This is a genomic window from Mesorhizobium yinganensis (assembly GCF_040081985.1).
GTDB lineage: Bacteria > Pseudomonadota > Alphaproteobacteria > Rhizobiales > Rhizobiaceae > Kumtagia > Kumtagia yinganensis.
This window is the reverse complement of sequence record NZ_JBEBMH010000002.1, coordinates 693,601-712,088: the sequence shown is the minus strand read 5'-3', so window position 1 is coordinate 712,088 and position 18,488 is coordinate 693,601. Positions and strand designations below refer to the sequence as shown.

The 18,488-nt window shown below is 65.3% G+C and carries 16 protein-coding genes; 9 read left to right on the top strand and 7 right to left on the bottom strand.

Annotated features, from left to right (window positions below; all coding sequences use genetic code 11):
- Positions 1–33 precede the first annotated feature (33 nt).
- From ABMA59_RS07125 to ABMA59_RS07100, 6 genes are all read left to right on the top strand, one after another.
- Positions 34–1,347 (top strand): extracellular solute-binding protein, encoded by a 1,314-nt coding sequence (locus ABMA59_RS07125; RefSeq protein ID WP_349004614.1) that lies wholly within the window; start codon positions 34–36, stop codon positions 1,345–1,347.
- Between the two features lie 265 nt (positions 1,348–1,612).
- The gene (locus ABMA59_RS07120; RefSeq protein WP_349004613.1) at positions 1,613–2,518 is read left to right on the top strand and encodes a carbohydrate ABC transporter permease; all 906 of its coding nucleotides are present in this window, start codon (positions 1,613–1,615) and stop codon (positions 2,516–2,518) included.
- Between the two features lie 178 nt (positions 2,519–2,696).
- Entirely contained in the window at positions 2,697–3,548 is an 852-nt protein-coding gene (locus ABMA59_RS07115) for a carbohydrate ABC transporter permease (RefSeq protein ID WP_349004612.1), read from the top strand.
- A gap of 19 nt (positions 3,549–3,567) precedes the next feature.
- Positions 3,568–4,842 (top strand): mandelate racemase/muconate lactonizing enzyme family protein, encoded by a 1,275-nt coding sequence (locus ABMA59_RS07110; RefSeq protein WP_349004611.1) that lies wholly within the window; start codon positions 3,568–3,570, stop codon positions 4,840–4,842.
- 205 nt (positions 4,843–5,047) lie between these two features.
- Entirely contained in the window at positions 5,048–6,139 is a 1,092-nt protein-coding gene (locus tag ABMA59_RS07105; protein ID WP_349004610.1) for an NAD(P)-dependent oxidoreductase, read from the top strand.
- A gap of 24 nt (positions 6,140–6,163) precedes the next feature.
- Positions 6,164–6,982, top strand: a complete 819-nt coding sequence (locus ABMA59_RS07100; protein ID WP_349004609.1) for an HpcH/HpaI aldolase family protein — start codon at positions 6,164–6,166, stop codon at positions 6,980–6,982.
- 190 nt (positions 6,983–7,172) lie between these two features.
- Here ABMA59_RS07100 and ABMA59_RS07095 read toward each other — a convergent pair whose 3' ends face one another.
- From ABMA59_RS07095 to ABMA59_RS07075, 5 genes are read right to left on the bottom strand one after another with little or no spacing between them, the layout of a single operon-like run.
- The gene (locus ABMA59_RS07095) at positions 7,173–7,949 is read right to left on the bottom strand and encodes an SDR family NAD(P)-dependent oxidoreductase (protein WP_349004608.1); all 777 of its coding nucleotides are present in this window, start codon (positions 7,947–7,949) and stop codon (positions 7,173–7,175) included.
- A gap of 50 nt (positions 7,950–7,999) precedes the next feature.
- The gene (locus ABMA59_RS07090; RefSeq protein ID WP_349004607.1) at positions 8,000–8,620 is read right to left on the bottom strand and encodes an SDR family oxidoreductase; all 621 of its coding nucleotides are present in this window, start codon (positions 8,618–8,620) and stop codon (positions 8,000–8,002) included.
- A complete protein-coding gene (locus ABMA59_RS07085; RefSeq protein WP_349004606.1) occupies positions 8,617–9,723 on the bottom strand; it encodes an Ldh family oxidoreductase in 1,107 nt (368 codons plus the stop codon). The genes ABMA59_RS07090 and ABMA59_RS07085 overlap by 4 nt, the downstream gene beginning before the upstream one ends.
- A gap of 54 nt (positions 9,724–9,777) precedes the next feature.
- A complete protein-coding gene (locus ABMA59_RS07080; RefSeq protein WP_349004605.1) occupies positions 9,778–10,533 on the bottom strand; it encodes an E3 binding domain-containing protein in 756 nt (251 codons plus the stop codon).
- A 10-nt stretch (positions 10,534–10,543) separates the two neighbouring features.
- Positions 10,544–12,976 carry a pyruvate dehydrogenase complex E1 component subunit beta gene (locus tag ABMA59_RS07075; protein WP_349004604.1) on the bottom strand — a complete coding sequence of 811 codons (2,433 nt, stop codon included), beginning with the start codon at positions 12,974–12,976 and terminating at the stop codon, positions 10,544–10,546.
- A 302-nt stretch (positions 12,977–13,278) separates the two neighbouring features.
- Here ABMA59_RS07075 and ABMA59_RS07070 point away from each other — a divergent pair, with 302 nt between their 5' ends.
- The 3 genes from ABMA59_RS07070 to ABMA59_RS07060 all read left to right on the top strand — a co-directional run bounded on the left by ABMA59_RS07070 (position 13,279) and on the right by ABMA59_RS07060 (position 15,522).
- Positions 13,279–14,094 (top strand): transporter substrate-binding domain-containing protein, encoded by an 816-nt coding sequence (locus ABMA59_RS07070; RefSeq protein WP_349004603.1) that lies wholly within the window; start codon positions 13,279–13,281, stop codon positions 14,092–14,094.
- Between the two features lie 76 nt (positions 14,095–14,170).
- Entirely contained in the window at positions 14,171–14,836 is a 666-nt protein-coding gene (locus ABMA59_RS07065) for an amino acid ABC transporter permease (RefSeq protein WP_349004602.1), read from the top strand.
- On the top strand, positions 14,833–15,522 hold the full coding sequence (locus tag ABMA59_RS07060; protein ID WP_349004601.1) for an amino acid ABC transporter permease: 690 nt from the start codon (positions 14,833–14,835) through the stop codon (positions 15,520–15,522). Before ABMA59_RS07065 ends, ABMA59_RS07060 begins: the two co-directional genes overlap by 4 nt.
- Positions 15,523–15,544: 22 nt before the next feature.
- Here ABMA59_RS07060 and ABMA59_RS07055 read toward each other — a convergent pair whose 3' ends face one another.
- Both ABMA59_RS07055 and ABMA59_RS07050 read right to left on the bottom strand, forming a co-directional pair.
- A complete protein-coding gene (locus ABMA59_RS07055) occupies positions 15,545–17,221 on the bottom strand; it encodes an acyl-CoA dehydrogenase family protein (protein ID WP_349004600.1) in 1,677 nt (558 codons plus the stop codon).
- Positions 17,218–18,447: a CoA transferase gene (locus ABMA59_RS07050; protein ID WP_349004599.1), complete on the bottom strand. Its 1,230-nt coding sequence runs from the start codon at positions 18,445–18,447 to the stop codon at positions 17,218–17,220. Before ABMA59_RS07050 ends, ABMA59_RS07055 begins: the two co-directional genes overlap by 4 nt.
- Between the last annotated feature and the right edge of the window lie 41 nt (positions 18,448–18,488).

Here is an 18,488-nt window from a genome sequence, read left to right as displayed (position 1 = left end):
CCGGCGATGCCGGGGCAGCCAGGGAGGAGTGGCATGCCGAAGACACTGTACGGGTACCGCGGAGCAGTGGGCTTGAACGCCGGCATTTCGCGGCGTGGTTTTCTGGCGGGAGCAGCCGCGCTGGGCGCCGCGACGGTCACCACGACCAGGCGGACCTTCGCGCAGGACCGCGCGGTACTGAAGGTAATGAGCTGGGAGCAGTTCCAGCCGGGCGAGAAGGAGGGCTGGAACGCGCTCTTCGAAAAATTCAACCAGTCGCAGTCGAAATATCTGGTCGAATGGACCGGCTGGCCGGCCAGCCAGTTCGCCTCCAACGTCGTCATCCAGGCGCAGGCCGGCGGCATCGACGCCGACGTGCTTATGGCGATGCCCGACCTTGCCGCGCAAACCATCCGAAAATTCAAGCTGGCCGAGCCGCTTGACCCGATTGTCTCCGAACTTGGCATCACGCCGAGCGGCGGCCATGAATTCCTGAAGCAGGACGGAAAACTCTACGGCCTGTCGGCGATCGATGTGAACTTTGCGCTGGTCTACAACAAGAAGCTGTTCGCCGACGCCGGCGTGAAACCCGCGACTTCAGCCGACGGATGGGTGGAGACCACGGCCAAACTCACCAAGCGGCCGGAGCAGTTCGGCATCGCGTTGACCAACACCATCGCCGATGGCGGCGAGTGGTGGTTCCAGCTCCAGAATTTCTGCCTGCCCTTCGACGGCAAATGGGCAGAGGGCAAGACGCCGCTCGCCAATTCGCCGGAGACGGTCAAGGGTTTGGAACTGTGGAAGGCGCTGTACGAGGCCGGCGTGCCGCAGGGCACGGCGCAGGGCGCGATCATGAAGCTCGCCGCCGACGGGCGCGTCGCCCAGGCGTTCGGCGTCAACCCGACCGTGGTCGTGCTGCGCGCCACCAATCCCGACATCTACCCGAACCTCTTGTCGGCCGCGCCGCCATGGGCAAGCAAGCGCTCGCTCGACCGCATCCATCCGCTGATCGCGCTGAATTCGTCGAAGAACCTGGATGGCGCAATGGAATTCATCAAATTTGCCATGTCGCCGGACGTGATGGCCGACCTGATGGAGACCAATCTCTACGTCATCCCGCCCTACGACCTCACGGCGAAGTCGGAAAAGTTCAAGAATTTCCTGGCCGACAAGCCTTGGGTCACCGGCTACAACGAAGCAAAACAGGTGTCGCCGATCGACGTCATGGGCGAGTTCGCCTATGTCGACGACCAGTTTGGTCGCATCATCATGCAGAATTTCCAGCGCGCGCTACAGCCGGGAGGGTCTGTCAAGGACGCGATGGACGCGGCGCAGAAGCAGCTTGAGGCGCTGGCGGCGCGGATTTGAGGGGGGCAGTTCGCTCGATAAACCCGTAGTCGATGGATTCTTTCGCACCCCCCTCTGTCCTGCCGGACATCTCCCCCTCAAGGGGGGAGATTTCGCCGGCCGCTTGCTTTTCGCCAATCGCCAATGTCGAAGGAGTGTCGGCATCGCCGAAGCTGTCAATCTTCCCCCTTGAGGGGGAGATGTCCGGCAGGACAGAAGGGGGTGCGACAGACTACAAGCCTGACATTCTAGACATTCCCGTCGACTTCGGTTGACCGAGACCCGCGTGTCAGTCGCCGCCGCTTCCCCCGACACCACCCGCCCCTCGATCGTCGACGGCAAGGCGCTGCCTTATCTGCTGATCCTGCCGGCGCTGGTTCTGGAAATTGTCTTCATCCTCTACCCGATCGTCCGGGGCAGTCTGTTCAGCCTGGAAGGGCCTGCAGGCGATCTCGGCCTCGACAATTTCCGCTTCATGGTCGCCGATCCGTCCTTCTGGCAGATGCTGAAGGCGACCTTCATCTACGTGCTGTTCGTCGACGTGATCATCCTCATCGTGGCGCTTGCCGTCGCGCTGCTGATGAACTGGAGTTTTCGCGGGCGCGGCGTGGTGCGCTCCATCCTCACCGTTCCGTGGGCGATCCCCGACGTGCCGGTGGCCATCACCTTCGTGCTGATGCTCGACCCGACCTTCGGCGTCTTCAACCGGCTGGCGCGGCTGCTGCCCTGGGTCGGCGAAAACCAGCAATGGCTGCTTGACCCTACGCTGGCCATGGCGACCGTGATCATCGTCACAGTGTGGAAGGGTTTTCCCTTCTATTCGTTGGTTCTGCTGGCCGCCCTGCAGAATGTCTCGGACGAACTCTATGACGCGGCGCGGGTCGACGGGGCAGGGCCGATCGGCCAGTTCCTCCATGTCACGCTGCCCGGCATTCGCGACACCATCGCGCTTCTCGCCGTGCTCGCCTTCATCTTCTCCACCCAGCAGTTTACTCTGATCTGGCTGATCACCGGCGGTGGGCCGGTCGACGCGACGACCACGCTGGCGCCGGCGATCTATCTGCAGGCGTTCCGCTTCTACAATTTCGGATATGCAGGTGCTTTTGCCGTCATCGGCTTTTTCATCTCGGCGCTCGCGACACTGGCCTTCGTCGTCATCCAGCGGCGGCTGGCGAGGGAGGTGGATACGTGAGCGCGCTGCAGCACCCCCTCTCCGTCCGCTTCGCGGACACCTCTCCCCCCGTTCCGGAGGGAGAGGATGGGAGTCAAGCCGGACGCCCATCCTCTCCCCTCACGAAGTGGGGGAGAGGTGTCCGCGAAGCGGACGGAGAGGGGGTCTGCCGCCTTTCCAGAGAAAAGTCGGCACCCCGATGAGCACAACCTACCTTGGCGCACCGACTTCACGAGCAGCCGAATGGCTGCGCATCGCCACCCTGATCCTCGTCTGCGCGGTCGTCTTCTTCCCGGTCTACTGGATGCTGCTGTCGGCGATCCAGCCGGCGGAATTCTCGCTCTCCTATCCGCCGCCGCTCATTCCAAAAGGCTTCAACTGGGATGCCTATGCGCAGCTTTTCCGCGAGAAGCCGATCGCCCAGTGGCTGGTGAACTCCACCTTCGTTGCCGCGCTGGTGGTCCTTGGTACGCTCACCTTCGTCATCCCCGCATCCTACGCGCTGTCCGGCCTCAATTGGCGCGGCCGTTCAGCCTTCGGCCTGCTCCTGCTTTTCACCCAGATCATGCCGGCGGCGATCGTCGTGGCGCCGGTGCTGGCGCTCTACCGAGGCCTCGGCTGGACGGATAGCCTGCTGGCGCTCGCGCTGCTGCATGTCGCCTTCGTCGTGCCGCTCTGCGCCTGGGTGCTGAAGAGCGCCTTCGACGCGGTGCCGAAGGAGATCGTGGAGGCGGCGCTGATCGACGGCTGCAACCGGCTCAGCGTCCTGCCGCGCGTCTACCTACCGCTGGCGAGGCCTGGGCTGGTGGCCGTCAGTGTCATCGCCTTTTTCGCGAGCTGGAACGAATATCTGTTCGCCTCGACGCTGATCATCGACAATGATCTCTATACGGCCTCGCTCGGCATCGCGACGCTGATGACGCAGCTTGACACGCCGCTGTTCGTGCTGATGGCGGCCGGCGTGGTGTTTTCGGTGCTGCCCGTGCTTTTCTATATGGCGATACAACGGCACGTTCTGCGCGGCCTGACCGCTGGGTCGGTCAAGGGTTAGCAGCGGGAGGGGAGACGACATGAAGATCACCAAGATAGAGACCATCTGGTTCGAGGCGCTGCCGGCCGCCGAATGGCAGAAGCAGAACCCGAAGGCGCGGCAGGCGCTGCCCAACAATCTGTGGGTTCGCGTCCATACCGACACGGGCCTCTCCGGCATCGGCGAGACCTATTATCTGCCGCGCGCTGTCGCCTCGATCGTGCATGACGTCTATGCGCCACTGCTGATCGGCCGCGACCCGCGCGACATCGAAAACCACTGGCAGAACATGTTCGCGCTGACCAATTTCTGCGGCGTCATGGGCGCGGAGATGCGCGCCATCTCGGCGCTCGACGTCGCGCTGTGGGACCTGCTCGGCCAGATCGCCGGCCTGCCGATCTACACGCTGCTCGGTGGCCGCAGCCGCGACCGCATCCGCATCTACAACACCTGCGTCGGCTCGGGCCGCTATGCGGGTGATCTCGACGCCTGGCTGAGCGGCAAGGCCGGCGAACTGGCCGAGGACCTGCTGAAGCAGGGCATATCGGCCATGAAGATCTGGCCCTTCGACCAGTTCGGCACCGGGCTCGGCGGCCCCGGCAACGAGCGCGGCGACACCATGGTGTGGGGCGCAAAAACCGCCGCCGGCACGCGCGGGCTCGGCATCTCCAACGACGACCTCAAGGCCGGCGTGGCCATCGTGGAGGACATCCGGCGCGCCGTCGGCGACAGGATGCAGATCGCCATAGAAGGCCATTGCCGCTGGGACCTGCCGTCCTCGGCGAAGATCGCAAAGGCGCTCGAGCCGCTTGACGTGATGTGGCTGGAAGAAATCATGCCGCCCGACAATGTCGACGCCTTCGTGCGGCTGAAGGCCGAAACCACCGTGCCGATCTGCCAGAGTGAGCGCGTCTTCACACGTTTCGGCTTCCGGCCGTGGATCGAGAAGGCGGCGACCGACATCGTCATGATGGACCTGTCCTGGGGCGGCGGCCTGACCGAGGGCCGCAAGGTGGCTGCCATGGCCGACACGGCGATGCTGCCCTTCACCTGCCACGACACGATCGGCCCGGTGGCGCTGTGGGCTGCCACCCACATGATGGTCAACGCGCCGAACGGCCTGATCATGGAGATTGTGCGCGGCTATGTCGACGGCTGGTATGACGACGTGGTCGAGGACCGCATCGAAATCGTCGATGGCAATCTGGTCCTGCCCGACTGTCCCGGCCTGGGGACTAAACTGCGCGAGGATCTTTTCGCGCGGCCGAACGCGCGGATCGAGACGACCACGGAAGAGAGCTTGAAGGTGTGGTGATGAAGCCTTTTCGCCTCGCTCCCCCCTCTGTCCTGCCGGACATCTCCCCCTCAAGGGGGGAGATCGGCTATCAGCCGCGTTTGTACCAATCGCTAACGTTGAAAGGCGGCCGCCTCGGTAGACATCGCCGATCTCCCCCCTTGAGGGGGAGATGTCCGGCAGGACAGAGAGGGGTGCGAGGCCATGACACTCCGCTTGGCATCATATGACCCCCTTCACCGTCAACTACACTGGCGACTATCTCGACGAGCGTGGCAATCTCAGTGTTCCCGACATCGCGCTCGATCTTTATGCCGGCAAGCCGTTCCTCGCGCAGGGCTTTCTGACCGAGCAGAGCCCACGGCCAGGCGACGCGGCCTATTGGGACCGGCTCTATTCGCTGGAGGTCACGCCCGAACAGGTCGCCCGCTCCGAGGCGATCGTCATCTTCCGGCCGTGGGTGCGCGCCTCGGCCTTTGCACGGGGCGCGGAGCGGCTGGCCGTCATCGGCAGGGCAGGGGCGGGCATCGACAAGCTCGACCTCGCCGCCTGCACCGAAAACGACGTGGCTGTGTTCAACGCGCCGGACACGCTGACCCATGCCACGGCTTCCTCCGCCTTCCTGTTCATCCTGGCGCTGGCAAAACGCCTGACCGAGCAGGAGCGGCTGGTGCATCGCGGCAGCTGGGATCTGCAGCCACAGACCATGGGCATCGACCTGCCCGGAAAAGTGCTCGGCATTGTCGGGCTCGGCGCCAGCGGACGCGAACTGGCGCGGCTGATGCGGCCTTGGGGCATGGAGATCATCGCGTTTTCGCCGCGTGCCGGCGCGGATGACGCGAAGGCGCTCGGCGTGGCGCTGTTGCCGTCGCTGGACGAATTGCTGGAGCGATCGGACTTCGTCAGCCTGCATAACCGGCTCGACGCCTCGACGCGCGGCAGCATCGGCGCCGAGCATTTTTTGCGCATGAAACGCGGCGCCTATTTCATCAATGTCGCGCGCGGCGAGATCGTGCGTGAGCCCGAACTGGTCGAGGCGCTACGTAACGGCGTCATCGCCGGCGCCGGGCTCGACGTGTTCGAGCACGAGCCGATCCCGGCAAACCATCCGCTGACCAAGTTCGAGAACGTCGTCCTGACCCCGCACTGGCTGCCGTCGACGCGCGATGCAGCGCGGCTGACCATGGTGACCATGTCGAACGGAATTCTGCGCGCCGCTCAGGGTCTAGTGCCCGAGAACGTCGTCAACCCGCAGGTTCTCGACCGGCCCGGTTTTCAGGCAAAACTCGCCCGCTTCGCCGCCAATCGCTCATCCTGATCTCACCCCGAGGACAATCCAAAAATGTTTCGCCCCAACCGCCTAAAAGCCCGCGTCCGCGCCGGGGAAAAATCCATCGGCACATGGCTGCAGAGCGCCTGTCCGACCTTTGCCGAGATCGCGGCGGTGGCCGGCTTCGACTTCATCATCATGGATGAGGAGCATGGCGCCGGCGAGTTGCACCACGCCGTCGACATGATGCGGGCGGCGGCCTGCACCGACACAACCATGGTCATCCGCGTGCCCTCCGATAACCCGGTCTATCTGCGCCGGTTGGTCGAGTCGGGCTGCGACGCGCTGCTGGTGCCGATGGTGGAAAGCGCGAGTCAAGCCCGCGCTATCGTCGAGGCCGTGCGCTTCCCGCCACGCGGCAAGCGCGGCAATGCCTGGGACGCCGCGCGCGCCTCGAGCTTCGGCCTCTATCCGCATTATTACGAGGAGGCCGACGACAATCTGCTGATCATCGTGCAGATAGAGACCAAGGCGGGCGTCGAGAATGCGCGCGAGATCGCAGGCGTCGAGGGTGTCGACGTCATCTTCATCGGCCCGACGGACCTTTCCGGCAGCCTCGGCTTTCCCAACCAGACCGGCGCGCCGGAAGTCGACCGCGAGATCCGCCGCGCCATGGCCGCCGCGCGCGAGGCCGGAAAACCGCTCGCCACCGTGCCGCGCGTCGGCCGCAGCAGTTTCGAACTGTTCGATGAGGGGTTCTCGATGATCGCCTCGGGCAGCGAGCTTTATTTCTATCGAATGGGCATCACCCAGATCATGAAGGAATGGCGGGAGTATCAGGGCAAGGAGCCCGCACCCGTGGCGGTCGGCACGTCGTCCTACGGGCGCTAAGCGCCGCGGCCCACCTCCCCCTTGCGGGTCGCGCAGCGACCGGGTGGGGTCGCTGATGAAGTGCGCGACACCAAATACGCAGGCTATCGCTTCACGATGCCTGGAAGAAGAGACGTTGGCGAGGTGGGACCGACCCCACCCGGTCGGTGCGCGACCGACCTCCCCGCAAGGGGGAGGTGGGCGCTCGCGCTCAAAACATGAACCCGGCTGTCCAGCCGCCATCGACCATCATGAGATGGCCGGTCATGTAGGAGTTTTCCGGCGCGCACAGGAACAAAATACCTTCCGCGATTTCCTCGACATGAGCCGGGCGGCCGAGCGGGATGTGGTTCATGAAACCGGCCATCTGCGCCCGGAACGACCCATCGTCGCCGTAGAAGAGTTGCTTGGTGCCCTCGGTCAGCACCGAACCGGGGGCGAGCGAGTTGACCAGAATGCCTTTCGGCCCGAGTTCCAGCGCCATCGAGCGTGTCAGGTGGATCATCCCGGCCTTGGCGGCGACGAAGGCGCTTTGCAGCCGCATGGCGGTGACGCCGACCACCGAGGCGATGTTGACGATGCGCCCCTGGCCGCGCGCCACCATCGGCTGCAGCACCGCGTGGCTGACGATATAGAGACCATCGAGGTCGATGCCGACGATGCGGTGCCACTCGTCTTCCGGAAACCGGTCGATGTCGACACGGTCCTTGAACGTGTTGACGCCAGCATTGTTGACCAGCACGTCGATCTTTCCGAATTTTTCCAGGGCCAGATCGACGGCGCGTTTGGCGTCCTCGGCGCGGCGCACGTCCATGGAGACCGCGAGCGCGCTGGGTAGTTCGCCGGCGACGCGCTCCGCGCCGGCGGCGTCGATGTCGGCAACGACGATCGATGCGCCGTTGGCCGCCAGCCGGTGCGCGGTGGCGCGGCCGATGCCGCCGGCGGCGCCGGTGATGAAGATCACCTTTTCGCTGAGGTCAGTGCGCATGGGAGGGCCTTCCGAAGTGAAGCCTGGACGGAGGGAGAAGTGCCACCATCTCAGAAATTCCGCGCATAGCCGATCGCCCAGCCGCCATCGACGTTCAAAGTGTGCCCGGTCATGTAGGCATTGTCCGGATCGGCGAGGAACAACACGGCGGAGACGATCTCGTTCAGCGTGGCCGCCCGCTTGACGCCGGTATGGGTCAGGAAGCGCTGCGTCCGCACGTCGCCGTCGGCTTCGTATGCGCCGACCGCAACGGCGTTGACCATCACGGACGGGCCAAGTTCCATGCCCAGCGTGCGGGTTAGCGAGGCGAGCCCGGCTTGGTCGGCGGAGAAATCGGCAAACCCTTTTACCGGGACCTGCCCCGCCGCCGAAAACACCAGCACGACCCGTTTCAGCCTTGGCGCGGAATGCCGGATCGCGGCCACGAATTCGGCGCGCTCTCTGCCGAAGCCGGCGTCGGTCTCGGGCAACCCATTCGCGCCTTCGCTCACCAGCACAAGCACGAACGGCTCGCCCTGAGTTGCTCCTGCCGGCTCGGTTGCCGCAGGACTTGTCGGATCGATCTCGACGACGTTCGCGCCATTGTCGGCAAGTGCCCGGCGCAATGCCGAGGTCAATGCGCCCTCGGAACCGCCGACCAGTGCGAGCTTGCCGTCGAGGTCGATGTTCACGCCTTTGCTCCTGCGCTGCCGGACGTCTTGCGCTCTTCGGGAACGACTTGGCCGTAGCGCTGGGCAGCCTCCTTCAGCGCCGCCCAAGTCGTGCGGTCGATGGGAATGCCGTTCTTAGCCCGCCGCTCGGCCTCGGCCTTCTCGACATCGCCTGGCGCCATCACCTTCTGGCCCGGCTGTGACGGCTGCGCGCGAAGGTCGTGCAGGAAGGCGCCGACCCGCTCGTCGAAGGCGGCGAGCGCCTGGAAGATCACGGGATTCAGGATCAGGAAAAAATGGCCGATTGGGATCGGCTTGCTGTAGTCGCTTCCTGCCAGCGCGGGAATGGTGAAGCCATGGCCCATGCCGGAGAAGGCCGAGCACAATATGTCGACCACGGCGGCCAGCCCCGCGCCCTTGTAGCCAAAACCGGCGCCGCCGACCGGCAGCACGGCGGTCGCCTGGAACGGATCGGTAGTCATCACGCCCTCCGCCGTCATCGCCACTTCCGGCGGCAGCGGCTTGCCGGTGGCGCGGCGCAGGAAGATGCGGTTGTAGGGGATCGAACTGGTCGCCATGTCGAGCAGCATCGGCTCCTCGCCGGGTGCCGGCACCGCGAAGCTGATCGGGTTGGTGCCATAGAATGGTTTTGTGCCGCCGAACGGCACCACCGCCGGGTCCGCATGCGTCATGCTGATCGCGGCGAAGCCGGCGCGCGCCGCGGCCAGCGCATAGACGCCCGATGCGCCATGATGGGTCGAGTGGCCGACCGTGACAGCCGCGACGCCGCTTTCCTTTGCCAGTGTGATGCCTTCCTCGATGGCGCGGAACGAGGCCAGATGGCCGAACCCATTATCGGCATCGACATAGCCGACCGCCGAGGCTTTTTTCGCAAAGGTGACGTTCGGGTTCTTGTTGATGCGGCCGCCCTCCAGCATCTGGATGTACCAGGGGACGAGCCGCACGCCGTGGGTGTCGACACCGCGCGAGGAGGCGTCAACGACTGCCCTTGCCACGGCTTCCGCGCTTTCCTGGCTTGCGCCTCCGGCCTCGAGCAGACCGCTCACATAGGCCGCAAGGTCGGCCGCCGAACATAAAAATCCATCGATCGGCTCGATTGCCATTCAAACATCCTCCCATGGAGTTCCGCCGCGTCCCGGCCCTTTTACCGGCAGACCCTAGACCAGAAGGCGGAACGGCGTCTCCACCAGGTCGCGGAATTCAGCGAGAAATTCCTCTGCGCTTTCGTCGTCAACCCTCGCAGGATCGTAGCCGAGCAGGCACTCGGCGAAGCCGTCCTTTTCCTCCGCTCCGATGACCAGCCTTGCCGCGCCATCATCGATCAACCGCGCGGCGACCGGACGGATGCCGGCCCGGCCGAGGAAAGAGACCGCAAACGCGGCCGCGCCGTCCTCGCCGGCCGACAGCCGCAGTTTCGCAATGGCGCTAAGCGACGCATCCGCCAATCCATTGAAGCGCCGGCGCTTGCCGGAAGCGGTGAGCAGCACGAGCGCCTTGTCCGGGATGACGGAGGCAATGGCACCAGATGCGACGGCGGCCGCCTTGAGGCAGATATCCTCCCGCGACACATCCGGCCGGAGTTCACGGACCTGGGAAAGCAGCGCCTCCAGGGCTGAAAAGTCGACCCTGGCGACGATTGCCGAAGGCGCCGCCGCGACGGTGATTTTCAGCGGTTCCGCAATTGCCGGAGCGGGATCGGCGGAGACGGGGGCAAGAATTGCCGGCGCCGGCGGCGAAACGCTTTCGACTTGTGGGGCCCTGAAATTGATCAGGTCGTCGCCGGTGATGCGCCCGTTCGGCCCCGACCCGGTGATGGCCGAGAGCGAAAGGCCCCGTTCGCGCGCCAGCCGGCGGGCATAAGGCGTGGCGCGGATACGGCCCGACGGGGGCGCGGAGGCAATGGCAATCGCCATGGCGGGCCGCCTAGTGCACAGCGCCGATGCGGCCGCCCATCGGCACGACCGTACCGACCGCCTGCTCGATCGTCAGTTTTCCGTCCGCCGGTGCCTCGATCTCCACCACCGCCTTGTCGGTCTCGATCTCGGCTACCAGTTCGCCCGCTTTTACCGTGTCACCCTCGGCCTTGGCCCAGCGGATGATCGTGCCCTCGCTGACCGTCAGGTCGCCGAACGGCATTGTGATCGGTTCGCCGCCGCTGCCCGTCGCGGCACCGGGTGCTGGCGCCGGGGTGGGAACGTTCGTGTTCGCCGCGGGAACCGGCGCTGGCGTCGCCACTGCCGTTGCAACTCCAGCCGCCGCCGCGGGTGCGGCCGCCGCCAGCCCCGGATAGCGCCAGTGCCACGGCACCGGCGCGCGGCCGCCGAGCACGTCCTTGGCCGCCGCCACAATCTTCGCCGAATCGACCAGCATCATGCGCTCCAGCGAGGGCGCCAGCGGGTGCGACACCGGCTCGGTGTGCAGCCGCGCCACCGGCGCGTCGAGGTCGTCGAAGGCGATCTCGTTCATCGCTTGCCCAAGCTCCGCGCCGACGCCGCACATCGCCCATCCCTCGTCGACGATCAGCAGCCTGTGCGTCTTCGCGACGCTCTCAGCCACCGTCTTGACGTCCAGCGGCACGATGGTCCGGAGGTCGATTACCTCGCAGTCGATGCCTTGCGCGGCCAAGGTCTCCGCTGCCTCCAGGGTGCGATGCACGAGCTGCCCGGCCGAGACGATGGTCAGATCCTTGCCGGTGCGGGCGATGCGGGCGACGCCGAAGGGAACGAGGTGTTCGCCTTCGGGCACTTCTCCCTTGGTGGCGAACAGGGCCTTCATCTCCATCATCATCACCGGGTCGGATGCGCGCAGGGCCGTCTTCATCAGGCCCTTCGCGTCGGCCGGTGTCGAGGGGACGCAGACGATGAGGCCCGGCACGTGCGCCCAGACGGGATGATAGGCGCCCGAATGGTGCGGACCGGCGCTGCGCACCGCGCCGGCGCCGACGCGCACCACCATCGGCGCGTTCATCTGGTTGTTCGACATGTAGCGCAGTTTTGCCGCCTGCAGCACGATCTGCCCGCCGGCCTCGAACATGAAGTCGGCGAACATCAGGTCGGCCACGGTGCGCGCGCCGGTCGCCGAGGCGCCGACGGCGGCGCCGGTAAAACCCTGCTCGGAGATCGGCGTGTCGACCATGCGATTGGCGCCGAACTCCGCCCAAAGGCCCTTGGTGTGGGCAAAGGTGCCGCCCCGCTCGCCGGTGCCCTCGCCGAAATAGAGGATCGCCTGGTCGCGGCGCATTTCCTCGGCGATGCCGTCGCGGACCGCGTCGAGCCAACCGGTTACCGTCCCGCCTGTCTTCGGCTTCGCCGCCAGCGCCTCGGGCGGATTGATCGGCTCGGCGAAGACGTGGTGGTAAGCGGTGGCCGAGTCCGGCTCCGGCGAGCGCCGCGCGAACTCCAGCGATTCCTGCACGATCTTTTCGATACGCTCGTCGATCGCGTCGAGTGCGCCGGCGTCGGTCGCGCCGTATTCGTCGACCAGCGCCTCGCGAAACGTCTTGATCGGGTCCTTCTTCGCCCATTCGTCGACTTCCGCCTGGGTGCGGTAGGTGCCCGTCACCGGGTCGCCCTCGTGATGGCCGACCGTGCGGTAGGTTTTGGACTCGATCAGCGTCGGCCCATCGCCGCGCCGCGCCCGTTCCACCGCCTCGCGCATGACTTCATGGACGGCGAGCACATCGTTACCGTCGACGGCAATGCCGGGAATGCCGTAGGCGGCGGCGCGCGTGGCGATTTCCGGATTGAGTGTGGCAGTCTTCAGCGGCGTGGCCGTCGCGTAAAGATTGTTCTCGCAGACGAACACCGCGGGCGCCTTCTGGATGCCGGCGAAGTTGAGCGATTCATGGAAGCCGGCATGGTTGGTGGCGCCATCTCCGAAGAAGGCCACGCCGATGTCGTCGCGGCCCTGTGCCCGCGCGGAAATGCCGACGCCGGTGGCGTGGCTGATGCCGGCGGCGACGATGCCGTTGGTGCCGAAAAGCCCGACCGAGCGGTCGTAGAGATGCATGGTGCCGCCGCGTCCGCCGCAGCAGCCGTCACGCTTACCGAACAGCTCGGCCATCAGGATGTTGGGGTTCATGCCCTTGGCCAGCGCGTGGCCGTGGCCGCGATGCGTGGAGGTCACCCAGTCGGTGGGCCTCAGATGCGCGCACACGCCGACGGCGGTCGCCTCTTCGCCAATATAGAGATGCAGGAAGCCGGGCGTCTCGCCCTTGCGGCAGGCGATCTGCGCGACGCTCTCGAATCGCCTGAGCAGAACCATCTGCTCGTAGAGTCTCAGCAGCATGGGAACATCGAGGTTGCGCCTCGCGCGAGCGGAACCGTTGCCGGCGACGGCGATGTTTGAACGGGCCATTTCCCCACCTTTTTAGCGACATTGCGCCAAGCGCACTCTGTCGCATACTGTTATAATAGCATTATACTATCGAGATCGGTTTCGCAACGTTCGCCCGACCGGCAAAGGCTTCCTCGAAAACTTTGTAAACAGTTTCCAATGCGTGGACAACGGCAATCGATTATAATAGCATTCGTGTGCGACAGGGGGAGGACGCCTGCGCTTGGCGTTGTGCAAGCGCATCGAAAACTGACGCGAACAGACACGCCGCGGCCTCGTGCAGGATGCGGACGTAAGGCATCACATGCATGGGAGGAGACAACATGCGAGCATTGAACGGTCTGAAAAAACTAGGCGTCACGCTGGGCGCGTTGCTGCTGGTCGCCGCGACGTCGCTGCTGACGCCGGCCGCCGCGCAGTCGGTCGATGAGATCATCGCGCGCGGCAAGCTCATCGTCGCCATTGACACCACCACGCCGCCCTACGGCTTCCTCGACAAGGATTTGAAGCCCACCGGCTTCGACATCGAGGTCGCCAACAAGATGGGCGAGGCGCTCGGCGTTCCGGTCGAGTTCGTCACCGTGACGTCGCCGGGCCGCATCCCGGCGCTGCTCACAAAACAGGTCGACGCGGTCATCTCGATCTTCTCGATCACCCCGCAGCGCGCGATCCAGATCGACTATTCGATCCCCTATGCCGGCCAGTCGTCGGTGGTGATCGCGCCGAAGGGCACGGCGATCAAGGGGCCGGAGGATCTCGTCGGCAAGAAGGTCGGCGTCACCCGCGGCACTGGCGAGGACGGCCTGCTGACCAAGGCGGCGGAGAAGCTGACCGGCATCGAGATCCTGCGCTTCGACGACTATTCGTCGCTGATGCAGGCGGTGCTCTCCGGCCAGCTCGACGCGGTCGGCGGCGGCGACTACGGCGAGATTTATCTGAAGAAGAGTGCCAGCGGCGACGACTTCGAGCAGAAATTCATCCTCAAGTCCTTCTATTTCGGCATCGGCGTGACCAAGGGCAACGACAATCTGCGCCAATGGATCAACACCTGGCTGATGACCATCAAGGCCGACGGCACGCTGAACGACCTGTCGATGAAATACCGCAACCAGCCGCTTCCGGCGCTGCCGGTTTTCTGATCGGATGGAATTGCCGACATAAACGCCGGGGCCAGCGGATGGCCCCGGTTTCCCATTGCCACGCGACGGGATGTCCATGACGACCGCCCTGCAATTCGGCCCGGTTCTGGTGCATCTCGACAGGCTTCTATGGGGCCTGACGCAGACGTTGCAATATGCCGTGCTGTCCATCCTCTTCGGCACCATCATCGGCATTCTCGGCGCCGTCGGCCGCAGCTATGGCCCACGCTGGCTGTCCTGGCTGATCGCAGCCTATGTCGAGTTGATCCGCAACACGCCGCTGCTCATCCAACTCTACATCGTCTTCTTTTCGCTGCCGCTGATCGGGTTCAAGTTCACGCCGGGCACGTCGGCGGTCATCGCGCTTTCGATCCATCTTGGTGCCTACGCCACGGAAATCCTGCGCGCCGGGGTCGAATCCATTCCGGTCGGACAGATCGAGGCGGCGAAGTCCCTTGGCTTGAGCCCATACCGTATCATCCGCCATGTCGTGCTGTTTCCGGCCGTGCGCGCCGTCTATCCATCGCTCTCGGCGCAGTTCATCCTGCAACTGATGGGCACTTCGATCGTCGGCGCGATCGCGGCGGAAGAATTGACGGCCATCGCCAACAATCTGGTCATGCAGACGTTCCGCAGCTTCGAGGTCTATATCATCGTGGCCGTCATCTATTTTGTCGTCGTCCAGGCGGCGAGCCTGATGCTTGCCGGTCTCGGCCGCCTGCTGTTCCGGTGGAAGCAATGAGCCTGCGCGAATTCGGGCCGAACGAGCTCTGGTTCATCCTGCTGGCGACACGCTGGACGATCCTGCTTGCGCTGATCGCCTTTGTCGGCGGCGGCGTGCTGGGTATGGTCATCGCCGCCATCCGCGTCGCGCCGTCGAAATATCTACGCTGGTTGGCTGCGGCCTACATTCAGTTCTTCATGGGAACGCCACTGCTCATCCAGCTTTTCATGGCCTATTACGGCTCGTCGCTGCTTGGCTACCGGCCGGACCCGTGGACCGCCGCCGCCGTCACCTTCTGCCTCAACGGCGCGGCCTTCTTCGGCGAGATTTTTCGCGGCGCCATCGAGGCGATCCCGAAGGGCCAGTGGGAGGCATCGACGGCCCTCGGCTTCCGCTTCATCCGCACGCTGCGGCTTGTGATCGTGCCGCAGGCGGTGAGGCTGATGCTGCCGCCCACCGTCGGCTTCATGGTGCAGATCGTCAAGTCGACCTCGGTCGCCTCGCTGATCGGCCTGACCGAGCTTGCCCGCGCCTCCGTGCAGGTCAACACTGTCACCTTCGAGCCGGTTTATGTCTTCGGCACCGCATCGTTGATCTATTTTTCGCTGTGCTGGCCGCTGTCCCTCTATGCCAGCCATCTGGAACGGAAATTCGCGGTCGGCACCGTGCGCAAGCCGGAAACGCCGTTAATGATGACGGCTTGAAGCGGATCGGGGCAGGGTGCCGTCAGTTCCCGCCCGAAAGCAGTCCGCGCGCCACGACATGTGCTTGTATCTCGCCGGCGCCTTCGAAGATGTTGAGGATGCGCGCGTCGCACAGCACGCGGCTGATCTCGTATTCCAGCGCATAGCCGTTGCCGCCATGGATCTGCAGGCTGGTGTCGGCATTGCTCCAGGCGACGCGGGCCGCCAGCAGCTTCGCCATTCCCGCCTCGACGTCGCAGCGCCGGCCCTTGTCCTTCTCGCGCGCCGCGAAATAGGTCAGTTCCCGCGCCATGACGATCTCGGCGGCCATCAGCGCCAGCTTGTCCGAGACGCGCGGGAACTCGACGATCGGCCGCGCAAACTGCTGGCGCGCCATCGCATACTCCAGGCCAAGCTCGAAGGCGCGCCGCGCCACGCCGACGGCGCGTGCCGCCGTCTGGATGCGCGCGCTTTCGAATGTGCGCATCAGTTGCCGAAAACCTTCGCCCTCGACACCGCCGAGCAGCCCGTCCGCCGGCGCGGCAAAACCGTCGAAGGACAGTTCGTATTCGCGCATGCCGCGATAGCCCAGAACTTCGATCTCGCTGCCCTTCATGCCTTCGGCCGGGAACGGGTCCGCTTCGGTGCCGCGCGGTTTCGGGGCGAGCAGCATCGACAGCCCCGAATGCCCCTTCACCTCTGGTTTGGTTCGCACCAGCAGTGTCATCAAATCGCTGCGGCTGGCATGGGTGATCCAGGTCTTCGACCCGAACACTTGCCAGTCTCCTGTCGCGCTGCGGACCGCCCGTGTCGTCAAATTGCCGAGGTCCGAGCCCGTATCCGGTTCGGTGAACACGGCGGTCGGCAGGACCGCGCCGCTGGCAATGCCAGGCAGCCATTGCGCCTTCTGCGCGTCGGTGCCGGCCAGGCTGATCAATTCGGCGGCGATCTCGGAGCGAGTGCCAAGCGAGCCGGCGGGAATCCATCCCCTGCTCAGTTCCTCCGTGACGAGGCACATGGCCACCTTGCCGAGGCCCTGCCCACCATGCTTCAGGTCGATCGACACGCCGAATACGCCGAGGTCCGCCATCTCGTTGACAATCTCGTCAGGGATCAGTGCGTTTTCGAGATGCCATTTCTGCGCATGCGGAATGACGCGCTCGTCGGCGAAGCGCCGGAACTGGCCGCGGATCATGTCCAGCGTCTCGTCGCCAAGATCCTCGGTGATGCCGTCGCCGGATCGAAGTCCGGCGACGAGTGCGGTGCGGTTTTCGGCCGTGTTGCCGCTCCGGACCAGTGCATCGACATATTCGTCGCTCGCCAGCCGAGTCGCCGCCACCTCGATACCGAGATCAATCGGCCGCGCGATCTCGTTCTGGCTCATCGGCAGGCCGCCGATCAGTTGGGCGAAGTACTCGCCGACGCCGATCCTGAGCGCCAGCATCTCCATCTCGCCGAGCCGGTCGTCATCGGCCAACTGCTTCGCCCAGGCCACGGATTTTTCGATCGCGGTGACGGTCGTTGCGATCCAGGCAAAGCCATGCACAGCGCGCTGCTCGCGATCGAGGGCCGGAGCCGAAATCCGGCCATCGACGGTGACCCGTTCCGCCACCGCGCGGCCCGCTTCGGCGAGGTAGCGAGCGGCCGCCTCGCAAGCACCTGACAGCGTGTCGAGCAGAGCGGCGGGCTCTGACGTTCGCAACGGCGCGGACGCGGTCATGCCGCGTCATCCGCGCCAGCGACGATTTTCTTGTCGTGCAGCGTGCCGATCTCGGTTGCCGACAGGCCGAGCACCTCGGCAAGAACCTCGTCCGTGTGTTCGCCAAGCAGCGGAGAGCGTCCGGGCAGGTCACGCTCGGCGCCGCTGAAATTTGCCGCCGCCCCGGGCGTCAGATAGGCAGGACCGCTCGGATGTTTCACCTTTGCGAAGACCGGGTTTTTACTCGATAGGTCCGGATCGTCGGCGAGTGCCTGAGACAGCGTCCGATAGGGGCCCCAGCAAGCGCCGGCGGCATCCAGCGCGGCGGTGAGTTCGCCATGGTCGCGTCCTGCGATGGCGGCCGCCACCAAGGGATTCAGCGTCTCACGATGCTCGAAGCGCACCCCTTCGTCGCGGGCGAAGGATGCGCCCGCCGCCGTTTCGGCACGGCCGACCGCATCGCCGATGCCGAGCACTTCCACCAGCCCCGACCATTGCCGCTGGGTGATCGCCACGATCATGATCCGCTTGCCGTCGCGTGTCACGAAATCCCGGCCGAAGGCGCCGAACAATTCGTTGCCGTAGCGCGGCCTGTCGGCGCCGGAGAGCGCAGTCTCGGCGATCTGGCCGAGATGGCCGAGGCTGGCCATGGCGACGTCGCTCAGTGGTACACGGATCTCCTGACCCTGGCCGGTGTCGCGCCGATGGCGCTCGGCCGCCAGCAGGGTGAAGGCGCCGTAGGCTCCGGCCAGAAGGTCCCAGGCCGGCAGCACATGGTTGACCGGTTCGTCGCCCATCGAGGCCGGGCCTGTCATCTGCGGAATGCCGATGGCCGAATTCACCGTATAGTCGACGGCCGGCGTGCCGTCCGGCCGGCCCATGATGCGCAGCACGATCAGATCGTCGCGCTTCGCTTTCAGGCGTTCGTAGGAAAGGAACCCGGCTGCTGGGAAATTGGTGAGGAAAATGCCGCGCTCCGGGCCGGGCGCGGCGATCAGGCTGGCCGCCAGTTCGCGGCCTTGCGGGTTGCCAAGGTCGATGGCGATCGACTTCTTGCCCTTGTTCAGCCCTTCCCAATAGAGGCTGGCCCCGCCGGCGAGCGGCCAGCGATGAAAGTCCGGCCCGCCGCCGATCTGGTCGATGCGCACGACCTCCGCGCCGAGTTGCAAAAGGTGCAGGCCGCATGACGGCGCGGCGATGAACGACGCCGCCTCGACGATCCGCATCCCGTTGAGAAGTCTGTACATTTTCGTCCCCCGTCCGGTGTCCCGATCGAACGGCGCGGAGG